The organism is Streptomyces boluensis (assembly GCF_009908195.1).
In the GTDB taxonomy this organism is placed as follows: Bacteria; Actinomycetota; Actinomycetes; order Streptomycetales; family Streptomycetaceae; genus Streptomyces; species Streptomyces boluensis.
This window is the reverse complement of sequence record NZ_JAAAHS010000142.1, coordinates 1-16,838: the sequence shown is the minus strand read 5'-3', so window position 1 is coordinate 16,838 and position 16,838 is coordinate 1. Positions and strand designations below refer to the sequence as shown.

The window sequence follows — 16,838 nt, the reverse complement described above, 5'->3', positions numbered from 1 at the left end:
GGGTGGCGGTCTGCGCGGGGGTGGCGATGGTGGCAGTGGTGGTCGTCATGGTCGGGGCTCCGGTTCTGGTGTCTCGGTGTGTGCCCCGGAGGGACAAGGCCCCGGAAACGACAGACGCCCCGGGCCTTGTCGGCCCGGGGCGCCTGGGAAGTCGCTTCAGTGGATCAAGCAGCTCGACCATGGCAGCCGGTGGGCCGGGTGCCATAGGTAAACGCGAAGTACGCGAGGGGGTGCTTGTTCACGGGGACAGTATGGCCCCACGCGCGCGTGCCCGGTCAAGGCGGCCACGGCCGGGGTTCGGATGCTGAGACGCCTTCGGATGGTGAGACGAAGAGGCACTCCCGCGCGCCGTTAGAATCGACAAGTAGAGACCCCCCTCCCCACCGCCGGAAGGCCGCCGCAGTGCCAGCAGTGTCTTCACCTTCGTCAGCTGCCGCCCCCGACACCGTCCTGGTCGTCGACTTCGGCGCGCAGTACGCCCAGCTGATCGCCCGCCGCGTGCGGGAGGCCCGGGTCTACAGCGAGATCGTGCCGAGCACCATGCCGGTCGCCGAGATGCTCGCCAAGAACCCCGCCGCGATCATCCTCTCCGGCGGCCCCTCGTCGGTGTACGCCGAGGGCGCGCCCAGCCTCGACCGCGCGCTGTTCGAGGCCGGCGTCCCCGTCTTCGGCATGTGCTACGGCTTCCAGCTCATGGCCACCACCCTCGGCGGCACTGTCGACGACAACGGCGCCCGTGAGTACGGCCGTACCGGACTGACCGTCTCCAAGGCCGGCTCCACGCTCTTCGAGGGCACGCCCGCCGAGCAGTCGGTGTGGATGTCGCACGGCGACGCCTGCTCCGCCGCCCCTGAGGGCTTCGCCGTCACCGCGTCCACCGACGTGGTCCCGGTCGCGGCCTTCGAGAACGACGAGAAGAAGCTGTACGGCGTGCAGTACCACCCCGAGGTGCTGCACTCCACGCACGGTCAGCAGGTGCTCGAGCACTTCCTGTACCGCGGCGCCGGCATCGAGCCGAACTGGACCACCGGCAGCGTCATCGACGAGCAGGTCGAGGCGATCCGCGCCCAGGTCGGCGACAAGCGCGCCATCTGCGGCCTCTCCGGCGGCGTCGACTCCGCGGTGGCCGCGGCCCTCGTGCAGAAGGCCATCGGCTCCCAGCTGACCTGCGTGTACGTGGACCACGGTCTGATGCGCAAGGGCGAGACCGAGCAGGTCGAGAAGGACTTCGTGGCCGCGACCGGCGCGAACCTGAAGGTCGTCGACGCCAGCGAGCGGTTCCTGAACGCCCTTGCCGGGCACTCCGACCCGGAGACCAAGCGCAAGATCATCGGCCGTGAGTTCATCCGCGTCTTCGAGCAGGCCCAGCTGGAGATCCTCCAGGAGGACGGCCCCGAGGTCGCGTTCCTCGTGCAGGGCACGCTCTACCCGGACATCGTCGAGTCCGGCGGCGGCACCGGCACGGCGAACATCAAGTCGCACCACAACGTCGGCGGGCTCCCCGACGACATCGAGTTCGAGCTCGTCGAGCCGCTGCGCCAGCTGTTCAAGGACGAGGTCCGCATGGTCGGGCAGGAACTCGGGCTGCCCGCCGAGATCGTGCAGCGCCAGCCCTTCCCCGGCCCCGGCCTGGGTATCCGGATCGTCGGCGACGTCACCAAGGACCGGCTCGACCTGCTGCGCGAGGCCGACGCCATCGCCCGCGAGGAGCTCACCGCCGCCGGCCTCGACAGCGAGATCTGGCAGTGCCCGGTCGTGCTCCTCGCCGATGTCCGCTCGGTGGGCGTGCAGGGCGACGGCCGCACCTACGGCCACCCGATCGTGCTGCGCCCGGTCTCGTCCGAGGACGCCATGACGGCGGACTGGACGCGGATGCCGTACGACGTGCTCGCGAAGATCTCCACGCGGATCACCAACGAGGTGGCCGATGTGAACCGGGTCGTCCTCGACGTCACGAGCAAGCCGCCGGGCACCATCGAGTGGGAGTGACCTCCCCGGTCCTTTAAGGCCATTGCCGAGAGCCCCTCACGTCCGCCTGGCGGTACGGAGGGGCTCTCCGGGTTTCCAGATCTGTACGGCCAGGTACTTGCCGTCCTCGATGAACGTCCGTACCACTTCGGTCAGTTCCACCCGGAACAGGTGGAAGGCGTCCGGGTCCGGCGGTTCCACCTGTTCCGTGTAGCGGGCGCGCTCGACCGGGTCGTGGACCTCGACGGCGCGGCCCGCGACGCGCACGTCGCCGCCGCCCATCTCCTGCCCGGCGCCCGGGTTGGCCTGCAGCGCGAACCGTGGATCGCGGCGCAGGTCCGCCGCCTTGAGCGAGTGCGGCATCATGCCGAGCCACAACTCGCCGTGCAGGAACCGGACTTCGAGGCCCGTGGTGCGCGGCGAGCCGTCCTTGCGGAGCGTTGCGAGGACATGGTGCGTGAACATGCCGAAGCGGTCCTCGACGGTCCGCGCGAGTTCGGGTTCCGCGGCCGCGAAGGCTTCCCAGTTGAACGTCATGCGTTCAGTGTTGCCGGGATATCCGACACCCCCTGTCGGGTATCCCGGCGCGTTCGGTGGTTTCCTCAGCGCAGGTACGTGCCGAACTCCGCGCCCGCGGCCGGTGCCTGGAGGTCGCCCGGGTTGACCGCGTACGTACCCGAGATGCCGAGGCGCAGCCAGGCCGCGCCGGAGGACGTACCCGCGGCGGTGTCCTCGGTGGGGGCGCCCGCCACCAGGCCGAGGCCCGCGGGCAGCGCCACCGAGGAGCCGAAGCGGTCGCCCGCCTCCGCGACGCCGGGGACGCCCGCCGTGTCCTGGTGGAAGGCCTTGGCTCCGGTGCCGGTCAGGCCCGAGGGGCCGCCCTTGAGGAGGATCACGGAACCCGCGTCCTTGCCGCCGCCCGCCGCGCCCGCCAGGTCCTCGTACGGCACCCCGGCCGCGATGTCCGCGTACCCGTCGCCATTGCTGTCGCCCGCCGCCAGGTCGTACCCGAACTGGTCGCCCTCCTCGCTCGCGCCGGGCACGCCCGCGGAGTTCTGCGTGAGGGTCGTGGTGCGGCTCGTCGAGGGGCCGGACGCGGTGCCGTACAGGACCTTGATGGTGCCCGCGTCGTACGGCAGGTTCTCCACCACGTCGCCGGGCACGGTACGGATCACCAGGTCGCCGCGGCCGTCCTTGTCGACGTCGCCGATGGCCGCCGACGCCGCGTCGGGCAGGGACTTGGCGGTGGCCGAGAGGCCGCTCGCGGTGCCCGCCCAGAACTGCGTGGACTCCGACATCTCCTCGAAGGCGTGCGTCGTCACCAGGTCGTCCCTGCCGTCACCGGTGATGTCGCCCGCGACCATGCCGGTCGGCTCGAAGGTGCGGCCGGTGGACAGACCGGCGCTGCGCGCGGGCGCGCCGTCGCGGTCGAACGGGCCGTACAGCACGCGCAGTTCGCCCCACTCCGCGTCCGGGTCGGAGTCGGTGGCGACCAGGTCGGCGTGGCCGTCGCCGTCGAAGTCGCCCTCGGTGAGCGGGAACCCGCCCGCCCGGACCGACGCGGGCAGCGGCGTGGCCTGCGCCGAGAGGCCCGTGGCCGAACCCCAGTGGACCACCACCGTGGACCGGTCCTGGACCGCCAGGTCCGTATAGCCGTCGCCGTCGAGGTCGCGGGCGGCACTGTCTCCGCCGAAGGCCTGGCCCGCCTCCGGCGTGGCCGAGGTGAGCGTCTGGTGACGGCCGCTCGCGCCGTACACCACCGACACGTACCCGGCGCGTTCCTGGCCGTCGACCGTGGACGCGGGCGCGGCGGACACGACATCGGTGCGGCCGTCGCGGTCGAAGTCCGCCTTCGGCGGCGCCCCGACGGGGGCCGGGGCCGCCGCCGTGGCGGGGGCGGCGAGGGCGAGCGGTGCGGTCAGCAGCGCGGCGGCCAGGGCGCAGCCGGCGGCCAGGGCGCAGCCGGCGGCCAGGGTGTGGGGGCGGTGGCGCACGGTTCCTCCTGTGAAGCGAGTGGTCTGCCCAGGCAGACTGCCGAGGGGCCCGCACGGTTGTGCGCGGCGGCTGTCCGAACGCGGCCGGGTGACCGTCCGCGACGCGTGACTGCGCACTCTCTTCACAGGACGCCCCTGGTCACTTCGGTTGCCCGACGGTAACTTCCGCCCCGTACACCAGGAATGGAGGGACGACATGCCCGCGCCCACGCCGATACCGGTCGACCAGCTGCAGTTCGCCCTGCCGCCCGTGCACGAGTCCGTCGAGGACGAGCGCAGGCACCGCAAGGAACGGCTGGCCGGCGCTCTGCGTCTGTTCGGCAGGTTCGGGTACGAGGACGGAGTGTCCGGCCATATCACCGCGCGGGACCCGGAGTTCACCGACTGCTTCTGGGTGAACCCCTTCGGCATGCCCTTCAAGCACGTCACCGTCAGCGACCTGATCCTGGTCGACTCCGACGGTCAGGTGCTCGACGGGCGCTGCCACGTCAACCAGGCCGCGATCACCGTGCACGCCCAGGTGCACGCCGCCCGGCCCGACGTGGTCGCCGTCGCCCACTGCCACTCGCTGCGCGGCCGCGCCCTGTCCGCGCTCGGCGAGCTGCTCGAACCGATCACCCAGGAGTCCTGCGCGTTCTACGAGGACCACGCGCTGTACGACGCCGCGACGCTCGCCGCCGTCGACGCGGACGAGGGTCGCCGGATCGCGGCCGCGCTCGGCGACCGCAAGGCGGCCGTGCTGCGCAACCACGGACTGCTCACCGTCGGCGAGTCCGTCGACGCGGCCGCCTGGTGGTTCATCTCGATGGAACGCTCCTGCCAGGTGCAGTTGGAGGCGCGCGCGGCGGGCCGTCCGGTACTCATCGGCCACAAGGACGCGGTCGCCCTGCGCGAGCAGCTCGGCACGGATCTGGTGGCGTGGATCAACTACCAGCCGCTGTGGCAGGACATCAGCCGCGGGGAGCCGGATCTGTTGTCGTAGTTCGTAGTTCGCTGCTGGCTGGTAGCTGTTCGCCGTTCGTTGTTCGCCGTTCGCTGACCGCTTCGGGACCTCGGTCCGGGTACGGGTACGGGCTTTCGGCCGTGCGGGTCAGGGCTTTCGGCCCGGCGTGCGGTGGTCGGCGGTGGGGGAGCGCCGCGTGAGTCCTTCACGCGTGAGTTCTTCAGGTCAGGCGTGCCCGCACCAGCGCGCGCCGGTCCGTGCCGTCGTCCGCCTGCTGTTCGGCGCGCTCGCGCTGCTCGGTTCCGGGTACGCCCTCGGGGTCGCCGCACCCCGCGCCCTGGCGGCCGACGCGGAGTACCGCGCCGCGCGCCCGTGCGGTATGGGCGATCCGCGGGGCGCGTCCGACTGCGTGCGGTGGACGCCCGCCGTGGTCGAGGACGCCGTGACCAGCACCGGGCGCGGTACCCGCCGCGAACTGACGGTGCGTCGGCCGGACGGGACCCTGACCGTGACGATGCGCGGCATCCGCCCCGTCTTCGCCCCCGCCCGCGCGGCCACCGTGTCCGTACGGGCCCGGCCGCCCGCCCGCGAGCAGGTGTTCCCGGGCGGGCGCTGCGGGGCCGTGCCGTACGCCGGGCGCGGCTGCGACCATCTGCTCGCCGCGCGCGGTCGGCTCGCCGCGACGCCCGACCCGACCGGGGTCTTCGCCTGCCGCGAAGTACCGCAGGACCTGCGCGTCGAGCGGGTGCGCACGGCGACCCGCGAGGACCCGCCGCGGATCCCCGAAAGGTGGTGGGTCGCGGAGTGCCGGGACGGCCGCACCCCGGTCCTCCTCGCCTGCGCGCCGCCCCACATGGCCTGGGCACTGGGCGCGCTCGGCGCGCACGGGCCGGGTGCGGCGGGTCTGTCCGACGCGCTCGGCGGGGGCGATGCAGGTCTGCCGGGCGTACGTGGCGGGGGCGATGCAGGTCTGCCCGGCGTACGTGGCGAGGGCGCCGCAGGCCTGCCTGGCGCCGCTCCGTCGGCGCCCGCGTCAACCTCGCGCCATCAGCCTCACCCGCTCTGACCTGAGATCGAGCCCTGGGCGCCCTTGCGGTGCGACACAATCCCCCATCATTCCAAGGGACTTGCCGGTCAACGGACCGTCGAGCGGACCGCAGGACCGGGGAGCGCGTGTGGCTGTGCAAGTGACCGAGCAGGGGGCGCACGACGGCGGCTGCGCCTGTGGCGACTGCCCGCACGGGGCGCGCGCCGGACACCGGCGCGCCGTCGCCGAATTCCTCGCCGTACGCGAGGCCTTGGCGTCCGGCGAGGGCGTACCCGCCGCGCTCGCCCACTCCGCCGGGGCGTCCCGGCAGTGGGCCTCCGACGCGCTGACCCAGTCGGCCGCCGTCGTCACCGCGCGCGGTCGCGCCGAGAGCAGCGCCCGGCTCCGGCGGGTGGAGCGCCGCACTCCGGTGGCCGTCGGCGCGGCCGGTGCCGTGTTCCTGCTCGTCCAGGCGCTCACCGCGATCGGCTCGGCCTGGACCGTCGCGTACTGGGCCGGAACGCTCGCCGCCGCCCTCACCGGCGCCGCCCTCCTCGCCGTCGGCCGTGCGCACCGGGCGCGCGGCGGCGTGCTCGCGCCCCTGATCGGCGAGGACAACCGGTTCTCCACCTCGCGTGCCGTCGCCGCCGCCTGGCTGTTCCTCACCGGCTTCGCCGTGCTCCTGCTGACCGGCACCCTCGCCCTCGCCGGTACGCCGCACGCCCGCGCCCGCCTCCTCGCCGGGCTCGAACTCGGCCCGGCCGCCGCCCTCGTGGCCGTCGTCGCCGCGGTGTCCTCGGTCGCCGTCCTGGTGCGCCGACTCGTCGTCGTGCGCGTGCACGCCCAGGCGCTGCAGAAGGTACCGGCCGACCGGCCGCGCGCCGCCGACCTGGTCACCGACGACGCGGGGCGGGGCAGCTTCGCCGACGCCCAGTACGTCTTGGTCACCGCGGGCGCCGTCGCCTTCACCGCGGTCCGTCTCGCCCGCGACCCCGGCCGACTGCCCCAACTCCCCTGGGGGCTCGCCCTGTTGGTCCTCGTCTCGGCCGCCGTGTACGTGGCGGGCAAGTGTTCCGAAGGCGGGCGGCCCGTGATCCACTCGGTGGTACGCGCCCGCGAGCCCGGCGATCTGGACGCCCCGATCCGCACCGGCGACGACATCGAGATCCGCGGCGCCGGATTCGTGCCCCCCGGTGCCGGTACACCGGAACGGCTCGCCCGCGTCGTCGTCCGCTTCGGACCCGTCCACGTCCATGTCCCGCTGGTGCCCGTGCCCGGTGGCTTCACCAATCCCACAGACTCGGTACTCACCGTTCCGGTACCTGTGGATCTTGCCGCCGGTCCGGTGGACGTGCAGGTCATCACGGCGCCGGGGCTGGAGAGCAACCGCCGCACGGTCGAAGTGACCGACTGACCCGACGCCCCCGGAACGATCCATTCGACACCGGGTACTGGTGAGCCGCGCCCAACTGCCGTACGTATGGTCTGTCGGCGGATCAATGAGAGGCGGCGGGCACCATGGCGCACAGCATGCGGAATGACCCGTACATCGAGCGCGCGGACGGCCGGGGCGGGCTGCGGGCGACCCTGGCCCGGCACGCGCTGCTGCCGCTGCGGATCTTCCTCGGCGTCACCTTCATCTACGCCGGGCTCGACAAAATAACCGACTCCACGTTCATGTCCGCGTCCGGCGCCGGTTCCATCGCCGAGACCATGCAGGGCGTACGCGACTCGTCGGCCATCCCCGCTCTGGTCGACCTGGCCCTCAAGAGCCCGCTCGGCTTCGGCTACGCCATCGCCATCGGTGAACTGGCCGTCGGACTCGGCACGTTGCTCGGCCTGCTCACCCGACTCGCCGCGCTCGGCGGCGCGTTCATCTCGCTGAGTCTGTGGCTGACCATGAGCTGGGCGGTCGAGCCCTACTACTACGGCAATGACCTCGCCTACTTGATGGCCTGGCTGCCGTTGGTGCTCGCCGGCGCCCCCACCTTCTCCGCGGACGCGCTGCTGCGGGAGCGGCGCCGCCGGATTCCGTAACCCACCGCGGCGGCCACGGCCGCGAGGAACAGTCCGCCGCAGATCAGCGGGATCGCCAAGAACCACTCGACCTGCCAGGACCGCGTCGCGTCGCCCGCATAGGCGACGCCCGCCGCCGCGAGCACGACACCCGCGACCAGTTTTCCCGGCTGGAACTCGTGCCGCAGCATGACTGCCTCCTTCGGTGGGGGGTGCGTGCCTGTGGCCTGCGTGACTGTGGGGTGCGTACGGGACCGGGGGCCGCGTGGGTGCCGTGCGGCCGGTCGGGTCAGGACGGTGCACGGGTCACCTCCACCTGGCCGACGCCGACTTGGATCCTCAGGATGAGCGTGCCGCCCTCCTTGGTACCGGGGGGTGGGACGAGCGTGTCCGTACTCTCCTGGCCGGGGGCGATGTCCACGTCCCCGGAGGGCTCGTCCGGCAGCCGGATGTCGCCGACGCCCACCTCGGCGCGCAGTTGCACCGTCGCGTCCTTCGGCACGACCACCACCGCCCGGCCCGCACCGACCTCCGCGGCTGTGCTGAGGGTCTGCCCCTTGCGCAGGTCGACGCCGCCCAGGTCGAGGGTGCCGACGCCCGAGCCCACTTCGTACACCGGCCGCACCTTGGCGATGTCCGTGGGGCGCCATTCCGTGCGCATCCAGTGCGTATTGATGTTCTCCGGCAGTGCGGCCGCGGCCGTGAGCAGGACGGCCGTGAGGACCGCGAGCACGATCGATCCCCCGCCCGTACGCCCGAGGAACGCGCTCACCGCGATGCCCAGGCCGAGCACGGCGAGCGCGCAGGCGAGCCCCGCCTGCAGACTCAGCCCGAGTGAGCCGTCGGCGCCGTGGCCGCTCCACACCAGACCGGTCCCGAGCCCTCCGGCGAGCAGGGCGAGCAGGAAGACCCAGCCGCCGATCCAACGGGGCCCGCGCGGCTTCGGCTTGACCTCCGCCTCGGGTTCCGTGAGCCGCTCCCGGCCGTGCCGGAACGAGCCGGACGCCATCGTGAACTCGACGCCCTTGAGATCCCGCGGCCCCCAGAAGTATTCGGCGCCGCCGTCGTACGCACCGTCCTTGAGGAGTCCGTCCCGCCACCACGACGGGGGCCCCGCGACCGGCGGAGCCTTCGCCTCGGGGGGTGCGTCCGCGACCGTCTGGGCGGTGACCGGGTCGGGGGTGGTGGCGGCGCGCGCCTGCGACCAGTACCCGGCGCCCGCGAGCAGCAGCGCGAGCACCGCGGCGAAGGCCAGCACCCCGCCGTTGTTCAGCATGGAGAGGAACAGGCCGCAGCCGACGAGCGCGCAGAGCAGTGCCGTGAGACCCGCGCCGGACACCCGACCGGTGAGGAGTCTGCGTCCCTCGGTCTCCTCCTTGCCGTCGAGGGGCAGTAGCAGCCACGCGAAGCCGTAGAAGATCAGCCCGAGGCCGCCGGTCACGGCCAGCACGGCCAGGCCGATACGGAAGATCACCGGGTCCAGGTCGCAGCGCCGGCCGAGCCCTGAGCAGACGCCCCCGAGCATGCGGTGGGCGCGCTCACGGCGGAGCCCCTGCGGGGGGCGCGGCTCGGCGATGTCTGACTCGTTCATGCGTCCATCGTGACGGCCCGAGGGCCGCTTCGGCAGGCGGGACAACCCTGGTCGGACCCTGATATCCGACCCGGAGACGACTGGGGTCCGGCCCGGCGCGGACCCGACCGGACGTGGGCCGCCCCGAGCCGGCTCGTGCGGCGGAGATCAGGGACGTCTAGGGGACAGACCCTGATGTCATCGGCTCCGCACCGTGTGAATATCGATGGCATGCCAGCCACCGCCCCCGTCACCGAGGACCCGAAGCCGCTGCGCAAGCTCTACCGCAGCGGTGAAGGCCGTTGGCTGGGTGGGGTGGCGCGGGGGCTCGCGGGCCATCTCGGGCTGCCCGTCATCTGGGTGCGCCTGGTCTTCGTCGGCCTCTTCCTCGCCAACGGCCTCGGTGCTCTCCTCTACGCCGCCTTCTGGTTCTTCGTCCCGCTCGGCGTGGGCGGGGTCAACGGCGGGGTGGCGGCCGGTGCCGAGCGGCAGCATGTCGTGACCACCGAGACCGGGCCGGACGGCCGCCGCAGACTGGTCGTCCGCAAGATCGACAAGGGGCAGTTGATCGCGCTGCTCGCCATGGTCGTCGTCGCGATGGTCTTCGTCGGCAGTGTCGACCTGAGCGGCCCCGCCAAGGTCTATCTGTGGCCCACGCTCCTCATGGCCGCCGGTGTGGCCCTGGTCTGGCGGCAGGCGGACAACGCCCGTCGGGCCCGCTGGATGGAGGTCGGCCGCCGCAGACGCACCCTGAACCTCGCCCGCTCCGGCGCCGGTGTGGCCCTCGTCGGTGCCGGGGTCACCGGGATCTTCGTGCTGCAGGGTTCCATCGAGGATCTCGGCTCCGTGCTGCAGGCGGCCCTCGCCGTCCTGGTCGGCATCGCCCTGCTCGCCGGCCCCTATCTCGTCCGCATGACGCAGGACCTCTCCGAGGAACGGCTGATGCGTATCCGCGCCCAGGAGCGGGCCGAAGTCGCCGCGCACGTCCATGACTCGGTGCTGCACACCCTGACCCTGATCCAGCGCAACGCGGAGAGCGCGAGCGAGGTCCGCAGACTCGCCCGCGCCCAGGAACGCGACCTGCGCACCTGGCTGTACAAGCCGGAGGGCACCGGCAAGGACGCCTCCGACGAGCCGGAGAACCTCGCGGACGCGGTCCGTGCGGCGGCCGCCGAGATCGAGGACAAGCACGGGGTGCCCATCGAGGTGGTCGTCGTCGGCGACTGCCCGCTGGACGACCGGCTCACCGCCCAACTCCAGGCAGCGCGGGAAGCGATGGTGAACGCCGCCAAGTACGGTGGCGACGGCGGTGCCGTGCAGGTCTTCGCCGAGGTGGAGGGCAGAACGGTCTTCGTCTCGGTGCGTGACCGCGGCCCTGGGTTCGACCTGGACGCGGTGCCCGCGGACCGGATGGGCGTACGAGAATCGATCATCGGCAGGATGCAGCGCAACGGCGGCACGGCGCGGTTGCGAGCGGTGCCGGACGGCGGCACGGAAGTCGAGCTGGAGATGGAGAGGGCGGCCACGGAATGAGTGACGCGACCGAACAGACGCAGGGCGAGGCCGAGTCCGGCGCGCGCCGGGTGCGGGTCGTCCTCGTCGACGACCACCGGATGTTCCGCACCGGGGTCCAGGCGGAGATCGGCCGTACGGAGATCACCGGGGTCGAGGTCGTCGGTGAGGCCGCCGACGTGGAGCAGGCGGTCACGGTCATCGCGGCCACCCGTCCCGAAGTGGTGCTGCTCGACGTGCATCTGCCCGGCGGAGGCGGCGTCGAGGTGCTGCGGCGCAGCGCGGCCCTGATGGCGGACGCCGAGAACCCGGTGCGGTTCCTGGCCCTGTCGGTCTCCGACGCGGCCGAGGACGTGATCGGCGTGATCCGCGGCGGCGCGCGGGGGTACGTGACGAAGACGATCACCGGTACCGACCTGGTCGACTCCGTCTTCCGGGTGCAGGAGGGCGACGCGGTGTTCTCGCCGCGGCTCGCCGGTTTCGTCCTGGACGCCTTCGCGTCGACGGACGCCCCGCCGGTCGACGAGGACCTGGACCGCCTCACCCAGCGGGAGCGTGAAGTGCTGCGGCTGATCGCCAGGGGGTACGCGTACAAGGAGATCGCGAAGCAGCTGTTCATCTCGGTGAAGACGGTGGAGTCCCATGTGTCGGCGGTGCTGCGGAAGTTGCAGCTCTCCAACCGGCACGAGCTGACCCGGTGGGCGACGGCCAGACGCCTGGTCTGACCCCGCACCGCGCGGCCGGTACCTCTAGGGCGTCGGGCGCGCGGCGGGTGCGGAGCGTTGGCCGTCGCCGAGGCGGGACAGGATCAGCTTTCGGTGTGTGACGGCCTTGCGGATGCCCAGGAGCCCGGTCGTCCAGAGGATCACTCCGCCGCCGATGCCGAGCCATGCGGTGAACAGGGCGTCAGAGCCGGAGGCCGCCGCCGCGGCTCCGTAAGAACTCCAGATCCCGAGCGCGCACAGGGCGAACGACAGCAGGAGCCAGGTGAGGCTGAGGCCGGGGGCGCGGAGCCGGTCGTCCACGGCCGGTTGGCGGTCCAACACGAGCCAGGCGTCGAGGAGTTCGCGTACGCGCCGGTGTCTTCGTGACCACAGGACCGTGAAGATCACCGCGGGCGCCATGATCGCGAGGCCGATCACCGCGACCAGGACGCCCGCGACGAGGTCGGGGAAGCCCGCCGAACCCATCTGGACGCCACCGGCGACCGCCGACCAGCCGAACAACGCGAGCAGGCACAGCAGCCACAACTGGCCGAGCTGGGCCAGGCCCAGGCTGCGGCGGCGCAGCAACTCCAGGGCGCCGGAGCGGTCATGGAGCAGTGCGTCCCGGTTCGGCCAGGTGCGCAGATGCGGCGGAGGCGGAGGTGGTGGCAGTGGAGGGCGGGGCATGGCGGCGAAATTACCGCACGCCTGTTCCCGCTCGCTCGACCTGTGGATAACTCGGCCTGCTGGGCACCTGGCCTGTGGACAACTCCGTTGTGAGCGGCCCTGGTTGTGGGTAACTCCCCGCACCCGGACCGCACCCGGACGGCATCCGGAACGTACCCGGACCGCGCCTGTGGACGACGCGGAAAACGTCGGCGCGGCGCCCTAGCATGGCTGACCATGAACATCTCCTCCGGTGCCCCCGCCAGGACCCGTCCGAAGCTCGCCCTCGTCTGGCCGACCGAGGAGGAGGCTCAACTCCAGGTCGGGATCCACCGGTTGATAGGCGACGTCACCGCGGACGGCGGCGCGATCGGCTATGTCGCCCCGCCGCCCCGGGACGAGACGGACGCCTGGCTCGGTGCCGTGCTCGCCGATGTGCGGGCCGGTGACGCGGGTTTCGCCGTGGCCACGGTCGAGGGCCGGGTCGCGGGATGCGGCCTGTGGCAACGCCGCGGCGCGGTGTCGACGTACCGGCACAGCGGTGAGTTGCGGCAGTTGATGACGCATCCGGCGGCCCGCGGCCTGGGCCTCGGCCAGCGCCTGGTGTCCGGCCTCGTCGGACAGGCGCGCTCCGTGGGCCTGGAGCTGCTGACCCTCGGGGTGCGGGGCAACAACCACTCGGCGATGGAGCTGTACGGAAGGCTCGGCTTCCGCGAATGGGGCAGGCTGCCCGGCGGTATCGCGGTGGGCGAGGAGCGCGTCGACGACGTGAAGATGTGGCTCCCGCTGGGCGACCTCAGGCCCACGGACCAGTAACCGGGCTCGTACGGAAGCCGGGCTCGTACCGAGTCAGCCGGGCTCGTACGGAAGCAGCCGTCAGCAACCGTGAGCAACCAGGCCCGGCCGGGAATCAGACCGGAATCACACCACGCGCGTGGCGCCCGAGAACGGCATGGAGTCCACCGGGGCGATCCGGACCGGCGCGTTCGGGTTGGGGGCGTGGATCATCTTGCCGTTGCCCACGTAGAGCCCCACATGGCTGATGCCCGAGTAGAAGAACACCAGGTCACCGGGGGCGAGTTCGGAGCGCGAGACCCGCTGCCCGGCGTTGATCTGCGTATAGGTCGTACGGGGCAGGGAGACGCCCGCCGCGCGGTACGCGGCCTGGGTGAGGCCGGAGCAGTCGAAGGAGTCGGGCCCGGTGGCGCCCCATACGTAGGGGCTGCCGATCGCGTCGTACGCGTACGCGACGGCCTGGGCGGCGCGCGCGGTGGGCGCCTTGACGGGGCCGCGCGGCAGGTCACGTGAGACGCGCCCGGAAGCGGAGCCGCCGTGCATGCCGTCGGTGATCCGCGCGCGCTCGGCGGCGGTGAGCCGGTCGAGGAGGCGCTTCGCGGAGTCGAGTTTCCGGTTGATGTCCTTCTTGTGGTCCCGTAACCGGGCCCGGTGCGCGCGGAGTTCGCCGCTCTTGCGGTCGGCGGCGGCGCGCAGCCCGTCGAGTGCGCGCAGTTGCCCCTCGACGCGCTCGATGACGACGGCCTGGCGGCTGCCCGCGCGGTCCGCGAGCAGGGCCCGCTCCAGGTAGTTCTCCGGGTCGGAGTCGAGGGCGAGCTGCAGGCCGGGGGCGATGCCGCTGGTGCGGTACTGCGCGGTCGCGGCCGAACCGAGCCCGGTACGGGCCGAGTTGAGCCGCTCGGTCCTGCGGGCCGCCTCGTCCTGCAGTTCGTCGACCCGCTCCTCGGCGGCCTCGGCCCGTTCGCGTACGCCGTTGTACTTCTCGGTGGCGACCTCCGCCTCGTGGTAGAGCCGGTCGACCTCGGCCTTCACCTGGGCCGTGGTGAGCTGCGGCTCCGCGTGGCCGGTGCCTTCGAGGGCCGTACCGGTGGCCGCTGTGGCGAGGGCCAGGGTGGCGGCGGTACGGGCCGTATGGCCACTGAGCGAACGGTGCCTGGGTTTTCGGTGCGCGGCCAACGGATCCACTTCCCTCACGCGTCCGGCGGCGACCCGCTCGGGGAGCGGACCGCCGCCGGACGTCTTCTCGGCGGAGGTGACCGGCTTGCCGCCCTACGGGGCGGGGGCGGCGAGGAGTGCGCCGGTCACCTGGGGAAGGACGCTAAGCCTCTCCGTAACGGACCGGTGACGGAATGTGCGCAACTGGTCGCGGGGAGTGGCTGGTTGACCGCAACTGATCGCGCGTGCCGGGGTGACCTGTCTGCTTGTGGGGTAGCTGTGACCGTTGCGCCCGTCCGGGGTGACCTGGCTGTCGAGTGCTGGTATGCCCCCGGCTAGGCTCCGGCTCATGGACGTACTCATCAATGTGTTCGTCGCCCTGCACATCATCGGCATCGCCTCGCTCCTCGGTGGGTTCCTGACCCAGATGAAGGCGATGGGCGAGGGTACGGCGCGATTCACCCCCGCGATGCTGCACGGCGCCCTGACGATGCTGATCACGGGCGTGGCCCTGGTCGGCCTCAACCAGGCCGACGACCAGACCGTGAACAACATCAAGATCGGCGTGAAGCTCGCCGTGCTGATCGTGGTCCTCGGCCTCGTGTACGTGAAGCGCGACGAGGAGAAGGTCGACAAGGGGATGTTCGTGGCGGTGGGCGCGCTCACCACCGTGAACATCTTCATCGCGACGCTCTGGACGTGAGCGCCGCCCCGAACGGGCAGAAGGGCCCGGACCGCTGCGGCGGTCCGGGCCCTTCGTCGTTCCCCGTCGGCTACGCCGGCCGCACCACGCTGTGGATCGGCATGTAGTAGATCGACTCGGTACGCACATTGGCGCCCGGCTTCGGCGCGTGGATCATCTTGCCGCCGCCGATGTAGATGCCGACATGGCTGATGTCGTCGTAGAAGAACACCAGGTCACCCGGCTCGGCGTCGGCCGTCTTGACCGTGGTGCCGACCTTCACCTGGTCCCAGGTGGTGCGCGGCAGCGAGATCCCGGCGGTCTTCCAGGCGTCCTGCGTGAGCCCGGAGCAGTCGTACGAGTCGGGCCCGACGGCGCCCCACACGTACGGCTTGCCGATCTGCGCCTCCGCGAAGGCGATGACCTTCTCCGCCTTGGCCGCGTACGAGGTGTCGCCCGAGCCCGACCCCGTACCGCTGTCCGAACCCGAGTCGGAGCCGTCGCCGGTGCCCGACTCCTGGTCCTCCTGCTCCTGCCGCGCGGCCTCCTCGGCCTCGCGCCGGCGCTCCTCCTCGGCCTGCTGGCGGGCCAGTTCCTCGGCCTTGCGCTTGGCCGCGGCCTCCTTCCGGCGCTCGATCTCGGCGAGCCGCGCCTTCTCCTCGGCGGTCAGCTTCGACAGGAGTTCGCGCGCTTCGGAGAGCTTGGCCTGGACGGCCTTCTTGCTGTCCCGCAGCTCGGACTGCGACTCGGTGAGCGTCTCCAGACTCTTCTGCGCCTCGCCGCGCTTGTCGTTGGCCTCGCGCTGCAGCGACTCGTAGTCCTCGACGGCCCGCTGCTGCCGGTCGCCGAGGCGGCTCATCAGCTGCCGCTGGTCGAACATCTGCTGCGGGTCGTCGGCGAGCAGCAGGCTCGCGGTCTCGGAGGTGCTGCCGTTGCGGTACTGGGCCGCGGCGAGCGAACCCAGCTCGCGGCGCGCGTCGTTGAGCTTGTCGGTGCGCTTGGCCACCTGGTCGAGGAGCCCGTCGACCTCGCCGCGCTGCTGGTCGGCGCTCTCCTTCGCGGCGTTGTACTTCTGGGTGGCGACGCCGGCCTGACGGTAGAGGTCGTCGACCTTCTTCTGGACCTCTTCGAGCGAGGGCTTCGGCTCGGCCGGAGCGGCGCCCGCGGTCTGCGAGAGCAGGGCGACGGAGGTGAGAGCGGCGGTGGTGATGCCGACGGCCTGGGAGGTACGCATGAGACCGGACCTGGACCGCGGCTTGCGGTGCGACGCCAAAGGAGGCGCTCCTTCCGTATGCCGCCTACCGGGTTAGCTGTCGGGTTCGGGCGGATGGTTCGGAAGGGCTGCCCTACGGTCTCGTACGTTGTGCACTTGTACGGGACCGATTCACCCCAAGGATCAAGGTGGGTCCCCGGCTCCGGAGTTGCCGCGTGGGCGCACCGGACTCGGCGCAGGCCGCCCGCTCCCGGCGTGGTTCGCCGGTGGGGGACGAGCAGCCCGCGGAGCACGCTAGCCAACTCGTGTGGTTGCTGTGAAGGTTGGTGTTCGATATGCCCGATACATTTTCGTGACTTTCGCGCTGTGTGAGCGTGCGGACACGTTCGCGGACCGGGCTCGGGGAACCGGGGACGGGCTGTCAGTGCGGCCGCCTAGACTCGGTAGGCGATGAGCAGCCTCTTTGACGACAGCTTCCTGGCGGACCTGCAGCCCAAGGATCACGGGCCCCCGCCGCCCCCCGAGGAGCCCGCTCCGGAGGAGGTTCCGGACGACCTCTTCGGCGGGCGCTTCGACGCGCCCCCGCCCAGGGA

Annotated in this window: 16 protein-coding genes and 1 riboswitch; of the genes, 9 read left to right on the top strand and 7 right to left on the bottom strand. The window is 72.1% G+C overall.

All coding sequences use genetic code 11. The features are described from left to right. Nucleotides 1-411 precede the first annotated feature (411 nt). On the top strand, nt 412-1,989 hold the full coding sequence (gene guaA, locus GUY60_RS18930) for a glutamine-hydrolyzing GMP synthase (RefSeq protein ID WP_161699368.1): 1,578 nt from the start codon (nt 412-414) through the stop codon (nt 1,987-1,989). 36 nt (nt 1,990-2,025) lie between these two features. On the opposite strand, the gene GUY60_RS18925 is transcribed toward guaA, so the two are convergent. Together GUY60_RS18925 and GUY60_RS18920 are read right to left on the bottom strand one after the other, a co-directional pair. Continuing rightward, nucleotides 2,026-2,505, bottom strand: coding sequence for a pyridoxamine 5'-phosphate oxidase family protein (locus GUY60_RS18925; protein WP_161699366.1), 480 nt, complete (start codon nt 2,503-2,505; stop codon nt 2,026-2,028). A gap of 65 nt (nt 2,506-2,570) precedes the next feature. Continuing rightward, nucleotides 2,571-3,962, bottom strand: coding sequence for an FG-GAP and VCBS repeat-containing protein (locus GUY60_RS18920; protein WP_312866343.1), 1,392 nt, complete (start codon nt 3,960-3,962; stop codon nt 2,571-2,573). 196 nt (nt 3,963-4,158) lie between these two features. On the opposite strand from GUY60_RS18920, the gene GUY60_RS18915 reads away from it, so the two are divergent. The 4 genes from GUY60_RS18915 to GUY60_RS18900 all read left to right on the top strand — a co-directional run bounded on the left by GUY60_RS18915 (nt 4,159) and on the right by GUY60_RS18900 (nt 7,969). Continuing rightward, complete coding sequence (locus GUY60_RS18915) at nt 4,159-4,944, top strand: class II aldolase/adducin family protein (protein ID WP_161699363.1); 786 nt, start codon at nt 4,159-4,161, stop codon at nt 4,942-4,944. 172 nt (nt 4,945-5,116) lie between these two features. Next, on the top strand, nt 5,117-5,971 hold the full coding sequence (locus tag GUY60_RS18910) for a hypothetical protein (protein WP_161699361.1): 855 nt from the start codon (nt 5,117-5,119) through the stop codon (nt 5,969-5,971). A 109-nt stretch (nt 5,972-6,080) separates the two neighbouring features. Further along, on the top strand, nt 6,081-7,346 hold the full coding sequence (locus GUY60_RS18905) for a hypothetical protein (protein WP_161699359.1): 1,266 nt from the start codon (nt 6,081-6,083) through the stop codon (nt 7,344-7,346). A 116-nt stretch (nt 7,347-7,462) separates the two neighbouring features. After that, entirely contained in the window at nt 7,463-7,969 is a 507-nt protein-coding gene (locus GUY60_RS18900; protein ID WP_246235242.1) for a DoxX family membrane protein, read from the top strand. On the opposite strand, the gene GUY60_RS18895 is transcribed toward GUY60_RS18900, so the two are convergent. Together GUY60_RS18895 and GUY60_RS18890 are read right to left on the bottom strand one after the other, a co-directional pair. Further along, on the bottom strand, nt 7,876-8,139 hold the full coding sequence (locus GUY60_RS18895; protein ID WP_161699355.1) for a hypothetical protein: 264 nt from the start codon (nt 8,137-8,139) through the stop codon (nt 7,876-7,878). The genes GUY60_RS18900 and GUY60_RS18895 overlap by 94 nt on opposite strands. 98 nt (nt 8,140-8,237) lie before the next feature. Next, on the bottom strand, nt 8,238-9,539 hold the full coding sequence (locus GUY60_RS18890) for a PspC domain-containing protein (protein ID WP_161699353.1): 1,302 nt from the start codon (nt 9,537-9,539) through the stop codon (nt 8,238-8,240). A 210-nt stretch (nt 9,540-9,749) separates the two neighbouring features. Between GUY60_RS18890 and GUY60_RS18885 the strand changes: the two genes are divergently transcribed. Together GUY60_RS18885 and GUY60_RS18880 are read left to right on the top strand one after the other, a co-directional pair. Then, complete coding sequence (locus GUY60_RS18885; protein WP_161699351.1) at nt 9,750-11,051, top strand: ATP-binding protein; 1,302 nt, start codon at nt 9,750-9,752, stop codon at nt 11,049-11,051. Further along, nucleotides 11,048-11,755 (top strand): LuxR C-terminal-related transcriptional regulator, encoded by a 708-nt coding sequence (locus tag GUY60_RS18880; RefSeq protein WP_161699349.1) that lies wholly within the window; start codon nt 11,048-11,050, stop codon nt 11,753-11,755. Before GUY60_RS18885 ends, GUY60_RS18880 begins: the two co-directional genes overlap by 4 nt. A gap of 24 nt (nt 11,756-11,779) precedes the next feature. Here GUY60_RS18880 and GUY60_RS18875 read toward each other — a convergent pair whose 3' ends face one another. After that, a complete protein-coding gene (locus GUY60_RS18875; RefSeq protein ID WP_161699347.1) occupies nt 11,780-12,421 on the bottom strand; it encodes a hypothetical protein in 642 nt (213 codons plus the stop codon). A gap of 216 nt (nt 12,422-12,637) precedes the next feature. On the opposite strand from GUY60_RS18875, the gene GUY60_RS18870 reads away from it, so the two are divergent. Next, nucleotides 12,638-13,216, top strand: coding sequence for a GNAT family N-acetyltransferase (locus tag GUY60_RS18870; protein WP_161699346.1), 579 nt, complete (start codon nt 12,638-12,640; stop codon nt 13,214-13,216). Nucleotides 13,217-13,321: 105 nt separating this feature from the next. On the opposite strand, the gene GUY60_RS18865 is transcribed toward GUY60_RS18870, so the two are convergent. Beyond that, complete coding sequence (locus GUY60_RS18865) at nt 13,322-14,371, bottom strand: C40 family peptidase (RefSeq protein ID WP_161699344.1); 1,050 nt, start codon at nt 14,369-14,371, stop codon at nt 13,322-13,324. A 328-nt stretch (nt 14,372-14,699) separates the two neighbouring features. On the opposite strand from GUY60_RS18865, the gene GUY60_RS18860 reads away from it, so the two are divergent. Then, on the top strand, nt 14,700-15,053 hold the full coding sequence (locus tag GUY60_RS18860; protein WP_161699342.1) for a hypothetical protein: 354 nt from the start codon (nt 14,700-14,702) through the stop codon (nt 15,051-15,053). A 70-nt stretch (nt 15,054-15,123) separates the two neighbouring features. On the opposite strand, the gene GUY60_RS18855 is transcribed toward GUY60_RS18860, so the two are convergent. Then, nucleotides 15,124-16,305 (bottom strand): C40 family peptidase, encoded by a 1,182-nt coding sequence (locus GUY60_RS18855; RefSeq protein ID WP_161699340.1) that lies wholly within the window; start codon nt 16,303-16,305, stop codon nt 15,124-15,126. Between the two features lie 6 nt (nt 16,306-16,311). Further along, a riboswitch (cyclic di-AMP (ydaO/yuaA leader) is annotated at nt 16,312-16,491 on the bottom strand. Nucleotides 16,492-16,838 lie beyond the last annotated feature (347 nt).